The organism is Providencia sp. (genome assembly GCF_003533305.1).
Classification (GTDB): domain Bacteria; phylum Pseudomonadota; class Gammaproteobacteria; order Enterobacterales; family Enterobacteriaceae; genus Providencia.
The window spans coordinates 1-14,978 of sequence record NZ_DOEH01000013.1; the positions used below are offsets into that span (position 1 = coordinate 1).

Genomic DNA, 14,978 nt, shown 5'->3' on the forward strand with positions numbered 1-14,978 from the left:
TCATAGCCTAGAAAAGTATGCTTTAACATCTCCTTGACGGTCTCAGGCGTGAAATTAGACTTGTTCTTGCATAGATATTTGCTTATCTCTCCGCACCACATATGAAAAGTGGCATTCTGAGATAGTGAGCGTGTGGACTTCCAAGGCTTGATAATTATTCGGTGTGGTTGGTTTGTTGCTAGAACTTCTTTGAGGTGTTGCCATGCTGCGGTTTTGGTTGATTCGTGGAAGAGGAAATCTGCTTCCAAGTTAGCCTCCTACGGTCTCCAATTCCACGCCCTTATAGCATCGCGCTTCGTAGCGTAAGTTAGAGTGATTGGCTTTATTCTGCATTCACTACCAGCGCATCCTGCATACACGCCTTCACCGTCTGCTACTAGCTCGGCTTGTGCATTACAAAACGGACAATTACTTAGCGTTGCCCAGTTCGGTAACTTCAGGTCGTAAATCACTGTTAGCTCTCCTGTTCCATGCTGCTATTGCTTCCTGCTCTGACGGCTGAGCCATTCCTTGATGCTCACAACAATGACAAATTACAAACCACATTGGGAATTTAAGTTTTTTAGCGATACCAACTTTTGTTGATTTACATTCAAGGCACTTCTTGAGTTCGTTCATCATTCACCCTCTGGCATTGGTGGGAGTGGCATCCAGTGAGTTATTGGATAATCGTCATCTTCAATAAACTCATCGTTATCGCTGATAAAATGGCAGTAAGAACGCGACCATACCCAACCTTCAAAACTTGAATCTGAACGCATGAAAACATGCCATACAAACTTGCCATTCCAAAACCATCCAGCAAATACTGGCGTGTCTAGTTCAGGTAATTTATCTGAACACTTAACCCAATTAGTTCCCTGCATTAGATGCCTCCCTCTGTTAACGTTGTTCCTTTCATCACTCACCTCTATGATTAATATCAATATTTTTAGTGTGAATCTTGAATGCCATCCTGATTAGAAGTGTCATCACTCCCGCATGAATAACCACTATTGGTAATGATTCTAGGTAGGCACTGAAATTAAATTTACTTAATTCCTCCATCACCATCATGAGTGACGCTAGACCCCAAACGATAAGTTGAAATAGAAACATCAGAGCAGTGTTACTAAATACTTTTACAAGTGCTTCCTCATACCATTTCATCACTCAACACCTCGCTTAATCATCAGTTGTTTTAAGGGTTATTTGCTTCCCTTCGGACAGAGACTGAACGCCTAATTGCTTTATTGCATTCATGATTGTGGCTTCAATCTCAGTCTTGCCTTGAGTGACCATTTTATCTACAGCCTCTTCAGCCAGAGTTACAGAGAAGGCTAAATTTTCAGGCAAGTTATTAACTCTGTTTTGCAGGGTGTTATAAAGTTCAGTTAGCTCTTTCTTCCCTGCTTTCCCCTTCGCTACAAGTTCATTCAACTGGTTTAATGCGTCATTAAATACCTTGGCTTCATTTTTTGCTGACTGCTTGACGTCATTTTTTATGCGTGACGTAATATCTTCAGCTTCAGAAATATCGATTTTCGGAGCGTTGACCATGTCGCCTGTGTTGTAGTAGTTCAATGTGCACGGAACGCCAGTGCCAGTGTTTGGTGTGGTTATTAAATTAACAAACTGGCTCATCGTCATTGAAAAGTCAGCTATAACTGGCCGAGAGCCTTTTTCGTATGTTTTTGAATAATATACTTCTGACTCACTTCTTCTGGTTTCCTCACCAATTGCCAACTGAAAGTGCATGTAGTGTTGATGTGATAGGTTTGATCCAAAAAGAGTAGTTCCATTAGATTGAGTAACTGACATCTTTAAAATTCCAAAAGCTGGATGTCTAGAAACAGTGCCTCTTTGGAAATCGTTAGTTTTAATTGGTTTCATCTAGAAGTCCTTATGATTTGGTGTGTTACTTAACTTGGCTGCGATAGCTTTCCCATCCGAAATTAATCGTTGTCGGGCTACCCATTCTTAAACGGTCGATGACTCGTTCACCCAGCACCTTTGAAAGCTCTGCGAATGCTAGGTTTGTCAGCACTCCAACTGGCTTTTTGTTTGCTAATCGACGGTCTACAACTTGGAAGATAATTAAATCCTCGTTGAGGTTTCCTCGCTGCACGCCAACATCATCAAGCACCAGTAAATCAACCTCACACAGGTCATCGATTAGTTTCGACTCTGAGGTCTTGGCGTCCTTTTGGTAGGTTTCTCGAACTCTCATCATTAGGTCTGGCAGTGTGGCGATTAGAATGCTCTTGCCGTGCTGTATGAGGTGATTGCCAATTGCTGCCGCTAGGTGATTCTTTCCGGTTCCTGCGTTGCCGCTAAAGATAAATCCGCCAAAGTTTTTGCCAAAGTTCTCAGCGTAGTTTTTGGCTTTGCGTAATGCGGCTTGCTGTTCAGGCGTAGTGGCTTGGTAGTTATCGAATGTACAATCTAGATGCAACGGGTTAATACCAGAACGACCCATGATTTTATTCAGTCGAGTAACACGATTTGCATCGGTGATCCGCTTTGAATCAATTTCGCCCTGCTCTCGTTGCCATGCCATGAGCTCTTCGGGTGTTTCAAACTTTGGCTTGATGTGTTCCGGCATCAGCTTTCTAAACCGAGCCAGTGCTTGCATTCCTGTGCTCATCAGAAGTTCTCCGGTATGAATTCTTGGGTTCGACTAGGTGGCATAACGCGCTTTGATGGCGTCCAAGCTGACTTGGTGTTTTTGTTCTGGTAATTCAATTTCTGGCTAGCAGTGATAAACCAGTTCTTAGGTTTGTCAGCTCTAAACTCAATATCCAGTCGTCTCAGTTCGTGTTCAAGGTCGATGTTTGAATACAGGCTTTGCCACTCAGTGAAATCTTTTTGGTTTAATCGGATCACCTCGCCTTCAAATGCATACTTGCTAGACATCTGGTGAATACTTGCTGATTTATTTTCTGACTCATCAGGACAAGCCGGATTTTCGGCTTGGGTGTTATAGGGAATCAGGTTAAGGGAATCAGGATGAGGGAAGAGGGAATCAGCAGGGATAGTTTTGTTCTCTTCTGATTCTTGCACCATACTAGAACCGTGCTTTTCTGGTGCTTCTTCAATATCAATAGGTTGCGTTACTTGTTCTGGTATTTCACTAGCCGCTTCTTTCATGTGTGGGTTCTGGTGTTTCTTCCAGTTATTAATCTGGATAAACTCATTTCCATCTACTACATATCTAGTGATAAAGTTTTTGCCATGTAATTGAGCGAGTAATTTGTCACAATCCGCATCGTCATAAGGCAAAACCATAGCTTTAATTTTGCGTGGTTTATCTTCTAGTCGACCTTCGCGATCGGCAACTGTCCATAAGCCTACAAAAAGAACACGAGCCAATGGCTCGCATTCTGCTAAATCATCATTAGTAAAAAAGCCTGGCTTAATATTTCTTGCTCTGGCCATTAGAAAGGTACCTCCGTTATTTTTGCTAAATCAGGATACTTTAGTTCCCATTCCTTTCGCTGCTGCCCGATATAGCTATGAATCAAATGAGCTGCCCCATCAGCAAAATAAAGAGAATGAGATTCATTGAATTTTTTGTGGCATAGGTGAGCGGCAAGTCTTATTAACCTTTCGGCAGTAGCAAGCTTGCAGCCAAGTACTCTAATGTCTAAAGAATCAAATAATTCATCAAGCCTTAGCTCTTTTAATGATTCTGAACAGATAATGTCAAAAGAGTCAGCGAGATCCTCTACCTTGGTTCCAGTTAAGGCCAAGCAAACTTCTGAACATATATCTGTTATATCTTCTAGGTCGCACTTAAAAAATTCCCTTGATTCATTTATTCTGAATTCAGATAAGTGTTTGTGAATAAAGGATTCATCATCCGCTGGTGCGTCAGAATAAAAAGATGCCTCTATCTTGAATTTATCTGGAACGCCTGTCGCTGATGAGAGTTCTTTTGCTCTACTTTCGGGGGATACAGTTGTCATCCCTACCTTATAGATACCGGGCATATACTCATTACTAAGAACATACACCCAACCTTCTGTTCTGAAGTTGTCAGGTAAATCGGCTGTCTTGCGAATATCCCTAGAAACGTTCATGCCGCCTAGGTGTCCTATGCTCATTTCCTTCGACCTCCATATCGATTTGTTGTGTAATTAATATTCATGTATAATTACCTCCTTAAAGTTGATCCCTTTAAATTGACAGTTCTATTTGAGCCTCATCGGTTGCAGCCTTTGAGGTTTTTCTTTTTGGGTATCTGACATACTCAAGCATTGCCGTTAATGCCTTTGCTATCTCCACTGACTCACTACCTTGAATAATCACATCTTGTATTGGTGCGTCGAACCCTATCGCATCAAGCAACTTAGCCGCCTTCTCGATAAAGCCATTCTCTGCTTGCCATCTAGTGATTTGAGATTCGTGTACACCGACAGCCTTCGCAACTTGCTTAGGTGTGGTTAAGATGATCCCTTTTCGAATACGGGATTCAATTGCATGTGCATTGCGTGTAGTTGCGTAGTCCATAATTTATATTCCATTAAATAGTTACAGTTAGTCCGTTGCTCACGATCCTGTGAGTTGTGGTTTCTCCCGTTTGCAAGGAGAGCGGATGAAATGTTAAAGAGCGGTATTACTATTTTTTATTGCTGGGGAATGGTTTGATTTCAATTGCTTGAATTCCACCCTCGGTTGCTGTTAACAAAATATTTCTACCCTCTCTGAGGGCTTTACTAATTGCGGTCTGATGTACCCCAATTAATGATGCTGCCTTTTCCTGACTGTTATTTTTTACATACTCAGACAAAGGAATTCTTTCCATGGTAAATCTCCTTTTTATTCCACACCACAATAATACTGAAAGTATTAATAAAGGTCAATACATATGGTATTAACACTTTTAATAGCATTGGTATTAGAATTGAGACAATGAGCAATAAGAATAAATTGACGACAGAACAGCTTAATGACGCCAATCGTCTAAAGGCTTTGTATGAGTCCAAGAAAAAATCGCTAGGAATAACACAACAGCAAATTGCTGACATGCTTGATATAAGTCAGGGCGGGGTTGGTCATTATCTAAATGGTAGAAACCCACTTAACGTTCAAATCGCTTCAGTGTTTTCTAATTTACTGCAAGTACCTATAAGCGAGTTCAGCCCATCCCTTGCTAAAGAAGCTGAGCTGATCACTAACGCATTATCTCCAAATGTGTCTAATCCAAGGCCATATCGTCCAGCGCCTAAATATCCAGTAATTAGCTGGGTTCAAGCAGGGTCTTGGAATGAAGCTTGTGAGCCATACACACTAGATCAGATAGATGAGTGGTATGAGTCAGAAGTGCATGTGCAAGGCTCCGCATTCTGGTTAAAAGTCGAAGGCGATTCTATGACAGCAGCATCAGGCCAAAGCGTTCCTGAGGGGTCGTTAGTGCTCGTAGATACTGGTCGAGAGGCTATAAACAATAGTTTAGTCATAGCTAAGTTAACTGATTCGAATGAAGCGACGTTTAAAAAACTGGTCATTGATGGCGGTCAAAAGTTCTTAAAAGGCTTAAACCCTGCATGGCCAATAACGCCAATCAATGGAAATTGTAAGATCATCGGCGTAGCTGTTCAGATGATGATGCGCTTAGTCTAGTGGCCTGACGACACGTTTTAGGAGAATGCATGGCACTCAATGAAACAGAAATAGCAGACATTAAACGGTGCATGGAATTCTTTATGATGAAGCGCAGACCGCCTGCTTTTGTTCGGGATGAGGTAGATTTGCAATATCGTGTTATTGGTAATGAGGTGACTATTTATCGAGTCAATTACATCAATAATAAAAAGTATGACTCACCTATTGCTAAGATAGTGCTAAATCGCCCTCATACAAGCTGGAATCTATATAGCATGGTTCAGCCTAACCAATGGATAGCTGCAATCAAAGAATCAATACCGTCCTTCTCAGAGGCAATTAAGATAGTCGAGGATGATGTGACTTGTTGCTTCTTTGGGTAACTATTTGATATGAAAAAATTACTTAGCTTTATATCTAAACATAGGCTGCTGATATTGCTAATCATTGCAGCTACCGCGCTAGGGTATGTACTTCAATTTGTTGAAGAGCCTTTAGCATGGTTAACCGTCTATGATAAAGAGTGACGACACGTTTTAGGGTGTGTAAATAAATTAAGGAGCGTTTTATGCCAGAACCTATTTTTAACTTTAAAAACTACCCTATTATCTTCATTGGTTCTGGTATATCAAAAAGATACATTAAGAACTTTCCTGCATGGGAAGGTTTGCTGGAAGAATATTGGAAAGTAATAAATAAAACAGATGATTTCTATAGTTATCTTTTAGACTTAAAGAAAAAATATTCTAATCATGTTGATGATGCTGATCTTAACCATAAAATTTATACTGAAGCAGCATCTTTTATAGAGGAAAAGTACAACAACTTATTTTCATCAGGAGATATAAAACTTGATGGATTAACGACAAAAAAAGTATTTAACGACAACATATCACCATTTAAATATTCTATTTGCCAGAGGTTTGAGAAGCTGGAACTAAGAGATGATATTGATTTAAACGAATATGAATCATTTAAATCATTATTAAAGAAAGCAAAAATGATAGTAACTACAAATTATGATTGCTTTATAGAGAACATCCTACACGATCAAGGCGTAAAACCTAGGAAATACATTGGTAATGAAGGTTTTTTTGATGATACCGTCGGGTGGAGTGAGCTATATAAAATTCATGGTGATGTAGCGCACCCTCACTCAATCATCATAAATAAAGATGACTATGATGAATATGATAAAAAATCTATATTAATCAGTGCAAAAATTTTATCAAACATGATAAAAAGCCCAATAATATTTATGGGGTACTCTCTATCCGATAGAAATGTTAAAAAATTACTATCTGATTTCTCTTCTCAGCTACCAAAGGAAGATGGCAGGGTATCATCGGAAAGAATAATACTAGTCGAATACAAAAAAAATGAAAGCTTAGTATTAAAACAGCAAACTTCAGATCAGCTACTCCATATAACTTACACATCAATATCTACGGATAACTACAAGCAAGTTTATGATGATATCTGTTTAGTTGATGAAGGGTTATCCCCTTATGATGTATTACGCTATCAAAGAGCTATAAAAAATCTCATTATTAATGAAGGAGAAAAAGGAAATTTAGATAACTTATTAGTAACACCATCTGACTTAGATAAATTAGAAGAAAGCGTTAGAAAACATAAAAATCTAGTAGTAGCACTTGGTGACAAAAAATTTGTATTCACGCACATAAAAGAAAGTGATTACATTGATGATTATATCAAAGAAAATAATGAGATATCCATAAAGCCTGCGATTGATTTTATTATAGAAAAACCATTTACAACTAGGATTCCATTTTCAAAATTCATTAATAACTGTGATTTTACTAAATTAGATCTAAGCAGGTCATGCGTTGATAAACTCAATGGAAGAATAAACGCCCATGGAACACTAGAAGGTGTAATCAATTCTGTTAAGTTAGATAAAGTCTACTCAGAAATGAAGCTTACATCCATAAAAGAAATTCAAAAAGAAAACCTTACCAAGTACAAAGAATTAATGGTAATAATCAAAAACATAAAACTAATAAGTAAAGTTGAATTAAATAAATTTGTAAAAACAGACGCTTTGCATCTATTTAAAACAACAACAGATGGAAAAGAAAAAACAGAGCTTAGGCGGCTATTTCTAGCTTATGACTTGCTAACATATGGTGAAGTCCTGACAATTATACCCTATATAGAGAAAAAGGCCGCTATTTTATAAGCGACCCTTTCGATCCCATATGGTGGTGAGATGCTTCCCTACCAGAGCGAAGCGTGGATTAATATTAATAATTCGTATCTTCATTGTCAATAGCCCTCCCAGCGAGGGCTTTTTTGTGCCCGCAATTCCCCTCCAGTGTGATTTTCCTCGCAAGATAAATAATTTTTGAAAATAAATTCCGTTTAAATTCAATAAATTAATACTTTCAGTATTTATTTTAATATCATTAGTATTGACCACAAGTAATACCTTTAGTATTATTAACTCCATCGAAGGCAAGCAACATGAAATATACGCCTCATGCTCTTTAATAATTTAGCTTCCTCCTTGCAAACGGGAGGCCAAAGTGAAGTTAGCTTTGGGATTGGTATAGATGATTGGCGTGACATAAGCCAACTTCCGGACGCCGGATCATGATTTAGTCACATGACTATGCCAATCACCAAAGTTAACTAACTGAGGATTTTATTATGAACTCAAGACAGCGTTATAAATTACGCAGGAAAGAGAAGCGCATGGAACAGCGCAAAGAAGAATCACGGAAGGTTAATTCATTCGATGTTATGGCTCAGATAATTTTTGAGTTGAATAAGTTACCAACAGCTCAGGCTAAGTCGCTAAGACTACGCAAGCCAATCATGCCAAACGGCGATATCACAGCGAGGGCATAACGTGAAATTCATCATCAACTGTCCGGTATGTCATAAAGATTTCGACACAAGAACGCCAGCCATGCATATCAGGCAGCATCATAAAGACGCTACTGACCATGAGCTAGTGAAGATTAGAAACGCTCGCAGGAATGCGACACACGCAAGCAACCACGGCTACGCAAGCCGATTATGAGTGACAGTTCAGTCACGGCAAGGGGATGAATATGAGTTTTCATGACTTATCGAAAGAATCGAAGCAGATAGCAAGAGAAACACTTGCTGAAATGCTGAAACTTGAGCGAGCACAGGCATTTAACCTAAGTGATGGCGCAAGTATTGAGCTAGCGAAGTTTGTGAAGGACGCATTTGTTGAATTAGAAACAGAAATAAGCCGCGTTGGGCAAGAGTTTCAACTACCAAGAATGTCTTGATTAATAGATAGGAGATAGAGATATGTGTGATTGCTTGGAAGTTTATGGCGAAAAAATGGAAAACAGAGCCATAGTGAAAATTGGCAGTAAGGGAAAATATATTCACGGAAGCTGGGAAAACCTGTCTTTAGTAGATGTCAACGGCGTGTTTACAACTCGACCATCACTACCTTTCGCATTCAAATACAGAAAGATTAAATCCAACGGCGAGGAATATGCAAACGTATCTTCTGATACACATGTTTTATTCTTCTCATTCTGCCCTTTCTGTGGCGTGAAATATGACAACTAGCATCGTGTTTAGTTAATAACGGAGGGAGTATGACAGATAAACAGAGTTTACCGTGGCAGTTGGAAGAGTTACGCGACAAGTTCGCAATGGCAGCAATGCAAGGTGATTTTGCGGCTCAAAGTAATGATATAAACGGTTCTGTATATTCTAATGACTTAGAAGACCATGACCTTGATGATTGCGCAAATTTCTACTACCGCATGGCAGATGCAATGTTAAAGGCTAGGGGGTGATATGAAATTTAAGCACACGCCAGCGCCGTGGCTAACGGATAGGAATAATACCCATACTGGGCAAATCGCTACAGTTCATGGGTGCGAAAATAACAGCTGGGTTGAAATCTGGTCTACTAATTGGCCTGAAAGTGAATCTGTACAAGAAGCCAACGCCAATCTAATTGCAGCAGCACCAGAGTTATTAGAGGCATTGATTGAAATGCAACGCAATGGTCGCAAGCAAGGCTGGAATGACAGCTACGAATCATCAATGGAAAAAGCTCGCATAGCAATCGCAAAAGCCCTCGGTCAGCAGTAACCCACCACTTAATCATTCATATCGCTATTAATAGTGAGGAATACGCACATAAGGAATTAATTATGAAATTCACAGAAGCAGAAAGTAATCCAATTGCAAATAACAATAAACCAGTTCAAGCCGTAACTATCGGTAAGATAACGATTTCACAGTTTGGCGATGGACAGCTATGGATAGAAGAACCAAGCGGTGAGCATGGCGGTTCATTTAAAGAATCTGATATCGCCAAGTTACTCGAAGAGTACCACGCCAAGAACTTCTAGTTTTACCCGCCGCACCAACACCAGAACACTTTCAATAACAATCGCTATCAATCGATAAGTGAGGGATTTCTTATGCATGAAATAAACGAAACAACCGAATTAAAGCGGCAGGAACTCAGCTATCGACTGAATAGCGAGAGCTTCAAGGATGAAGTTAAAAACAAAATTAAGTGGGATTGGATAGCTGTTGTTATCGCCCTACTCATTATTTTAACGCTGATATCGAGGTGACATATGTCAATAAACATCTTAACCGATGGCTATAAGCCAGATATAAGCCCATACAAAAACCACTCGTTAACTATGGAAGGTTACGAACTAAAAAGCTTGCGTGGTGACACTAACGCGATATTTGGGGCAATGGAAAGCCCTCTTGAAGATGTCATTGAGTATGCAGTTAGCAAGGGAGCGCTAGATGAACTCATTCAAATGGCAATCGAGAAGAAAGGCAAGGACGCAGCATGAGAATTTCAGATGAACTCAAGCAACGGCAGGATGCCGAGAAGCAACGCAGGGAACGTGAGGAAGAAGCAGAATACTATCGAATGGAAAGCTTAGGTATTCAGCCTAAATCAGTGCCTATGAATTGGTTAAGAGGTGAATATGGGTGAGTATCTCGTTAGATGCTTCCCTTCTCACAAAACCAAGGAGGCAGCCTTGGAATCAGCCTTACAACAGATGGGGCTAGCTAGAAAGGGAAAGCCACAAAATATCAACGCATCAGGCAAACAAAGAGAAGCCGCGAGAGCTTGGGAATCTAACCTAAAAATATCTCAATACTTCCCTCCTCTGCCGGAACATATTCAACAGCAAAGAAAACAGGAAGAACTCGCTAGATATGCAAGGTATCTGGCTAAAGGTGTTCTTGACCCTTACCGAGATATCCCTCAATTACCAATGGGAGGAAGAAAAGTTGGCGACTAAATACAGGATTATTGACACGGAAACTTGCGATTTTGACAGCGGAATTGTTGAAATAGCAAGTATCGATTTAAACGACGCAGAAATTGATTACACATCGCAGCAATCCCATTTTGTAAATCCACAAAAACCAATCTCAATAAGTGCAATGGCTATTCATCATATCACTGATGAAATGGTTGCCGACTCTCCGTTTATCGGTGATGTCATCGACCATTACAAAGGCGCTGATTATCTGGTCGCACATAACGCCGAATTTGATAAGCGAATGATGCCAGAAATGGATATGCCTTTTATCTGCACTTTAAAACTAGCACGCCGCTTATGGCCTGAGATAGAAAGCCACAGCAATCAATACCTACGCTACGCACTGAAACTGGATGTTCATGTGCCTGATGGATTGCATGCACATAGAGCACTGTATGACTGCATTGTAACAGCATCATTATTTAAACGGATCAAGGATGATTCGGGATGGTCAGATACGGAAATGTTAGAAATAACTAATCAGCCATCCATTCTGCACAAAATTGGATTTGGAAAACACTTTGGTATGACGTTCAAGGATATCTACAAAGAAAATCCTAGCTATTTCACTTGGTATTTAAGCCAAGTAGATAAAGACGTTAACGTCGAATTCACCATGAAACATTTGATGGAGAAAAAAGATGAGTGAGGTATACAAAGCAATAAGTAATGTAGCCAAGGAGCTGGCAGAGAAAGGAATAAGCAAGGAAAAACCAAAAGGCGGCGGCGTGAATTATGCGTTTAGAGGGATTGATGCGGTTTATAACGCCCTAGCCCCTGCATTAGTTAAACATGGATTGCTTATATTAACTCGCTGTACTGAGCGCTCGGTATGTGAGCGAACTAGCCAGAAAGGGAATGTATTAATTTATGTAACGGTCAAAGCTGAGTTTGATTTTGTATCTGTCACGGATGGCAGCAAGCACACAATAATAACGTATGGCGAAGCTATGGATAGCGGAGATAAGGCAACAAACAAAGCAATGTCGATTGCATATAAATACGCAGCCTTTCAAGCGTTTTGCATACCGACCGAGGAAACAGCGATTGATGCTGATGCTGAAGTGCACAATGTAGCACCAAGAACGACAGAACAGATACTAAGTGATTACACAGGCTTTTTGCATGGAGCAACTAGCGAACTTGTGATCATGAATGAGTACAAAAAAGTATGGAATGAACTAAACGGCAGTGATACTCAACAAAAAGAGTGCAAGCGGTTAACTGGAATTAGAGTCAATGAACTTAAAGAGGCGGCGTAAATGGCAATTAATACAATATCAGTAAGCGGAAATTTGGGTAAAGACTGCGAGCAAAGATGGACGCCAAATGGAAAAGCGATTGCATCTTTTAGCTTACCAGTAAAGCAAGGCTACGGTGAGCATGAAAAAACATCGTGGGTTATCTGCAAAATGTTTGGCTCTAAAGCCGAAAAACTACCGGAGTATCTGACCAAAGGAACAAAGGTAACAATAGTCGGTGAGTTTGTTATGGAGGAATGGACGGGTAAAAGTGGAGAAAAGAAATCAGCACCAGTAATTATTGTTAATCAGCTAGATTTCGGTGGTAGTGGTAATCAGGCAGGAAGCCAGAGAGCCCAGCAGCCAACACCACAACCTCAACAATCACAACGACCACAACAAACAGCACCTCAAAATATCGAACCACCGTTAGATTTTGATGACGATATCCCCTTCTGACCCTTCCCTATGTGATTTAACCAAAGGATATAACCATGAAAACTCTACATGGACGCTGCATTCGTCGTTGGAAACTAGGATTTAAAGATGTTTGCGATTCGAAGGTTTCACCATACTGGCGTAAACGAGATTTGAAAGGGTTTTGGCGTGATATTGCCATTGTCGCCGCTGATTCAATGATTCAGGAACTAGCAGAGAGTAATGCTAAATTTGATTTTAATGGGTATCGGCATGGCTGGTCTCCTGAGTTTTCATCTTTTTTCACCAAGAACCGAGAAAAATATATTACTGAAGCTCGACTCTTTCTCAATGAAGAGACAACAAACGATGAAATAGACGATTTAATTATAGAATTCGCCTCTAATTGGATTTAGGACTCAGTGCAAGGATGCAAACAGGAGATAGATATGACAGATAAACTTAAAAAAGAAATAAGTAGCATTATGGATAGAGCTGCAATGGGCAATGCTACCGTCTGTATTTTAAATCGCTTTGCCAGCACTGTTCAGGTCGCTACTTTTTTAATTAGCAAAGGGAAAGTAAAAGAAGCTACTGACTGGCTATACGGTGCTTTGGAATGGGATTCCGAGGTTGATATTTTTGGCGACCTGAAAGATAGCGACGGCAATTCAGAGGATATTCAAACTTGGTTTGATAAGCAGATGGAAGGTGAAATTAGCTTTGCAGAAGCAATTGAATTAATCCGCAAACATTACCCCGAACTCGAAAAGCTACGGACAGCTTAATTTAACTCGCAGGGATGCAATGTATAAAAAAATGCCGCCACGGAGCGGACGGCAAGGGGGTGTGTAGGGATGTTATAGTTTCTCTGTGTATGCAATTTAAGCATAGTTAATAACATGGATTTAACAAGGAAGTTAGATAAAAAAACGCCGATGCATGGGAGAATCGGCAAGAGATACACACTAAAAAATTCATTGCAAGGGCGGATCTATCGTAAAGAACCAACTAGAGATTACAACCAAAATACGTTCATTGTAAGTGTATTTTTAGTGAAATATTTTACTCGATGGGATTAAATTTAGGTAATGAAGAGGAATGAATATGAGCAAACAAATGTTGTTATATGCAAGAACAAACAATCAAGGGTCTACGTGTAACACTGATATTGGCTACACAGAATTTGAATGGGAGAAATTATCTGAAGATGAGCAGCTAGAAGTTATAGCTGAATTCACAGGTGATGTTGTTGATTTGTGGGTGCAACCTGAGAAATGAATATGAAAGTGGAACAATCGCAGGTCACTAAGTTAGTTATCTCAGAGGTTCAGAATCATGATCCTATCCATGTTTACCTTGAGGACTATGGTGATAATCGCCGTGGACGTGTAACTATCAGTGAGTTTGGAAAGTCATGGTCATGCTTCTGGGGTGGTATGGGAATGTCACTTACCGAGTTTTTATTATGGATAACAAACCAGTATTGGATTGGCTACTTAGACTCAAACCTAGACAGGGAAATTGATGCTGATAATGAAGATAATATTGCATTCATTAGAAAGCAAATAATTGAATCACGAAAGAATAAAGACATTAGCGAGTTTGAAGCCCGTGACATGTTTGACGATGCGGAATATAGCGACGATATAAAACAGGATGTGTGTAGCTCGGGGGTATTTAATAAATATGATGATCTTCTTGGCGATGAGCCGTGGCTGGCTCCATGGCCTAAACAAGAAAGCCCCGACTATTGGCGAATGGAATCGCGCCTTAATGTCATACGTGAAGCTCTTAAGCAATTAAAGGTGGAGTGATGAAATTAACAGAGCGTCAAATTAACACATTAAAAAATGTAGGTAATGGATATGGCCAGTTAAGTAATCAGCTATCAATTTTCTCATTGGAGAATAAAGGGCTTATTAAACTTCACCCTAAAGATGGATGGAAATTAACAAAGTCAGGCATTGAAGAGCTAAATAAGGTGGAGTGATGGATAAATCAAGGCAGCAATTTGAAGAAGAATTTATAAAACGCACCGCTTTAGATGCCAATGATATATTTAAAATAGATGATGACACTGGTGAGTATTATTTCATGACTCCACGTCAAGCATGGTATTGGTGGCAAGCATCACGCGAGAGTTTAATTGGTAATTTACCCGAAAGTATTAATTGCCCTACCGCACCAGAATTAATATGGCTACAGGTTGACCCCGAGCCAGAGGAGATAAATAAACCTGTATATCCAATTAATTTATATAGTGGCGATGTAACTTGGAGCGCTGACAGAGAATTCCCAACTGACACGTTATATATTCGTACTGATTTAATTCAAAAGTAAATAACCATGTAAATAATCGGATATGTATTACCCATGCTAATACAGGGTTCTGCTGTGCCTGTATCTG

Annotated in this window: 31 protein-coding genes; 21 read left to right on the forward strand and 10 right to left on the reverse strand. The window is 39.8% G+C overall.

The features are described from left to right. The 10 genes from DD649_RS06065 to DD649_RS06100 all read right to left on the reverse strand — a co-directional run. Positions 1–248, reverse strand: a 248-nt coding sequence (locus DD649_RS06065; protein ID WP_294104681.1) for a recombination protein NinB, incomplete at its 3' end; no start/stop codon positions are given. Between the two features lie 160 nt (positions 249–408). Then, entirely contained in the window at positions 409–618 is a 210-nt protein-coding gene (locus tag DD649_RS20050) for a hypothetical protein (protein ID WP_336429544.1), read from the reverse strand. Beyond that, positions 618–866, reverse strand: coding sequence for a DUF551 domain-containing protein (locus DD649_RS06070; protein ID WP_336429546.1), 249 nt, complete (start codon positions 864–866; stop codon positions 618–620). Before DD649_RS06070 ends, DD649_RS20050 begins: the two co-directional genes overlap by 1 nt. A 34-nt stretch (positions 867–900) precedes the next feature. Continuing rightward, positions 901–1,149, reverse strand: coding sequence for a hypothetical protein (locus DD649_RS06075; protein ID WP_336429548.1), 249 nt, complete (start codon positions 1,147–1,149; stop codon positions 901–903). Between the two features lie 15 nt (positions 1,150–1,164). Beyond that, positions 1,165–1,872: a hypothetical protein gene (locus DD649_RS06080; RefSeq protein WP_294104686.1), complete on the reverse strand. Its 708-nt coding sequence runs from the start codon at positions 1,870–1,872 to the stop codon at positions 1,165–1,167. A gap of 25 nt (positions 1,873–1,897) precedes the next feature. Continuing rightward, positions 1,898–2,626, reverse strand: a complete 729-nt coding sequence (locus DD649_RS06085) for an ATP-binding protein (protein WP_036965326.1) — start codon at positions 2,624–2,626, stop codon at positions 1,898–1,900. After that, positions 2,626–3,417 carry a hypothetical protein gene (locus DD649_RS20055; RefSeq protein WP_336429552.1) on the reverse strand — a complete coding sequence of 264 codons (792 nt, stop codon included), beginning with the start codon at positions 3,415–3,417 and terminating at the stop codon, positions 2,626–2,628. The genes DD649_RS06085 and DD649_RS20055 overlap by 1 nt, the downstream gene beginning before the upstream one ends. Then, positions 3,417–4,085, reverse strand: coding sequence for a GIY-YIG nuclease family protein (locus tag DD649_RS06090; protein WP_294104692.1), 669 nt, complete (start codon positions 4,083–4,085; stop codon positions 3,417–3,419). The genes DD649_RS20055 and DD649_RS06090 overlap by 1 nt, the downstream gene beginning before the upstream one ends. Before the next feature lie 73 nt (positions 4,086–4,158). Further along, positions 4,159–4,491: a CII family transcriptional regulator gene (locus tag DD649_RS06095; protein WP_294104694.1), complete on the reverse strand. Its 333-nt coding sequence runs from the start codon at positions 4,489–4,491 to the stop codon at positions 4,159–4,161. 109 nt (positions 4,492–4,600) lie between these two features. Next, on the reverse strand, positions 4,601–4,786 hold the full coding sequence (locus DD649_RS06100) for a Cro/CI family transcriptional regulator (RefSeq protein ID WP_294104696.1): 186 nt from the start codon (positions 4,784–4,786) through the stop codon (positions 4,601–4,603). 107 nt (positions 4,787–4,893) lie between these two features. On the opposite strand from DD649_RS06100, the gene DD649_RS06105 reads away from it, so the two are divergent. From DD649_RS06105 to DD649_RS06190, 21 genes are all read left to right on the forward strand, one after another. Beyond that, entirely contained in the window at positions 4,894–5,604 is a 711-nt protein-coding gene (locus tag DD649_RS06105) for a S24 family peptidase (RefSeq protein WP_294104700.1), read from the forward strand. Between the two features lie 29 nt (positions 5,605–5,633). Next, positions 5,634–5,969 (forward strand): DUF3024 domain-containing protein, encoded by a 336-nt coding sequence (locus DD649_RS06110; RefSeq protein ID WP_294104702.1) that lies wholly within the window; start codon positions 5,634–5,636, stop codon positions 5,967–5,969. Positions 5,970–6,154: 185 nt separating this feature from the next. After that, positions 6,155–7,789, forward strand: coding sequence for an SIR2 family protein (locus tag DD649_RS06115; protein ID WP_294104705.1), 1,635 nt, complete (start codon positions 6,155–6,157; stop codon positions 7,787–7,789). A 470-nt stretch (positions 7,790–8,259) separates the two neighbouring features. After that, positions 8,260–8,460 carry a hypothetical protein gene (locus DD649_RS06120; protein ID WP_294104706.1) on the forward strand — a complete coding sequence of 67 codons (201 nt, stop codon included), beginning with the start codon at positions 8,260–8,262 and terminating at the stop codon, positions 8,458–8,460. Between the two features lie 206 nt (positions 8,461–8,666). Continuing rightward, positions 8,667–8,873, forward strand: coding sequence for a hypothetical protein (locus tag DD649_RS06125; RefSeq protein ID WP_336429559.1), 207 nt, complete (start codon positions 8,667–8,669; stop codon positions 8,871–8,873). 321 nt (positions 8,874–9,194) lie between these two features. Beyond that, entirely contained in the window at positions 9,195–9,398 is a 204-nt protein-coding gene (locus DD649_RS06130) for a hypothetical protein (RefSeq protein ID WP_336429561.1), read from the forward strand. Position 9,399: 1 nt separating this feature from the next. Then, positions 9,400–9,699: a hypothetical protein gene (locus DD649_RS06135; RefSeq protein WP_294104711.1), complete on the forward strand. Its 300-nt coding sequence runs from the start codon at positions 9,400–9,402 to the stop codon at positions 9,697–9,699. Positions 9,700–9,761: 62 nt separating this feature from the next. Then, positions 9,762–9,962, forward strand: coding sequence for a hypothetical protein (locus tag DD649_RS06140; protein ID WP_294104713.1), 201 nt, complete (start codon positions 9,762–9,764; stop codon positions 9,960–9,962). A gap of 72 nt (positions 9,963–10,034) precedes the next feature. Next, positions 10,035–10,193 (forward strand): hypothetical protein, encoded by a 159-nt coding sequence (locus DD649_RS20060; protein WP_336429563.1) that lies wholly within the window; start codon positions 10,035–10,037, stop codon positions 10,191–10,193. Between the two features lie 3 nt (positions 10,194–10,196). Further along, positions 10,197–10,427: a hypothetical protein gene (locus tag DD649_RS20065; RefSeq protein WP_336429565.1), complete on the forward strand. Its 231-nt coding sequence runs from the start codon at positions 10,197–10,199 to the stop codon at positions 10,425–10,427. After that, positions 10,424–10,573 (forward strand): hypothetical protein, encoded by a 150-nt coding sequence (locus DD649_RS20070; RefSeq protein WP_336429567.1) that lies wholly within the window; start codon positions 10,424–10,426, stop codon positions 10,571–10,573. Before DD649_RS20065 ends, DD649_RS20070 begins: the two co-directional genes overlap by 4 nt. A 46-nt stretch (positions 10,574–10,619) precedes the next feature. Then, the gene (locus DD649_RS06150; RefSeq protein WP_294104718.1) at positions 10,620–10,886 is read left to right on the forward strand and encodes a hypothetical protein; all 267 of its coding nucleotides are present in this window, start codon (positions 10,620–10,622) and stop codon (positions 10,884–10,886) included. After that, entirely contained in the window at positions 10,876–11,559 is a 684-nt protein-coding gene (exoX, locus tag DD649_RS06155; protein ID WP_336429570.1) for an exodeoxyribonuclease X, read from the forward strand. The genes DD649_RS06150 and exoX overlap by 11 nt, the downstream gene beginning before the upstream one ends. Continuing rightward, the gene (locus tag DD649_RS06160; protein ID WP_294104721.1) at positions 11,552–12,172 is read left to right on the forward strand and encodes an ERF family protein; all 621 of its coding nucleotides are present in this window, start codon (positions 11,552–11,554) and stop codon (positions 12,170–12,172) included. Before exoX ends, DD649_RS06160 begins: the two co-directional genes overlap by 8 nt. Then, positions 12,173–12,610: a single-stranded DNA-binding protein gene (locus tag DD649_RS06165; RefSeq protein WP_336429574.1), complete on the forward strand. Its 438-nt coding sequence runs from the start codon at positions 12,173–12,175 to the stop codon at positions 12,608–12,610. A gap of 35 nt (positions 12,611–12,645) precedes the next feature. After that, positions 12,646–12,984, forward strand: a complete 339-nt coding sequence (locus tag DD649_RS06170; RefSeq protein ID WP_166696123.1) for a hypothetical protein — start codon at positions 12,646–12,648, stop codon at positions 12,982–12,984. A 33-nt stretch (positions 12,985–13,017) separates the two neighbouring features. After that, positions 13,018–13,356 (forward strand): hypothetical protein, encoded by a 339-nt coding sequence (locus DD649_RS06175; protein WP_294104729.1) that lies wholly within the window; start codon positions 13,018–13,020, stop codon positions 13,354–13,356. A gap of 319 nt (positions 13,357–13,675) precedes the next feature. Then, entirely contained in the window at positions 13,676–13,849 is a 174-nt protein-coding gene (locus DD649_RS20075) for a hypothetical protein (RefSeq protein ID WP_336429578.1), read from the forward strand. Beyond that, complete coding sequence (locus DD649_RS06180) at positions 13,846–14,385, forward strand: hypothetical protein (protein ID WP_336429580.1); 540 nt, start codon at positions 13,846–13,848, stop codon at positions 14,383–14,385. Before DD649_RS20075 ends, DD649_RS06180 begins: the two co-directional genes overlap by 4 nt. Continuing rightward, on the forward strand, positions 14,385–14,561 hold the full coding sequence (locus DD649_RS06185) for a hypothetical protein (protein ID WP_336429582.1): 177 nt from the start codon (positions 14,385–14,387) through the stop codon (positions 14,559–14,561). The genes DD649_RS06180 and DD649_RS06185 overlap by 1 nt, the downstream gene beginning before the upstream one ends. Continuing rightward, complete coding sequence (locus DD649_RS06190) at positions 14,561–14,911, forward strand: hypothetical protein (RefSeq protein WP_294104735.1); 351 nt, start codon at positions 14,561–14,563, stop codon at positions 14,909–14,911. Before DD649_RS06185 ends, DD649_RS06190 begins: the two co-directional genes overlap by 1 nt. The last annotated feature ends 67 nt before the right edge of the window (positions 14,912–14,978 follow it).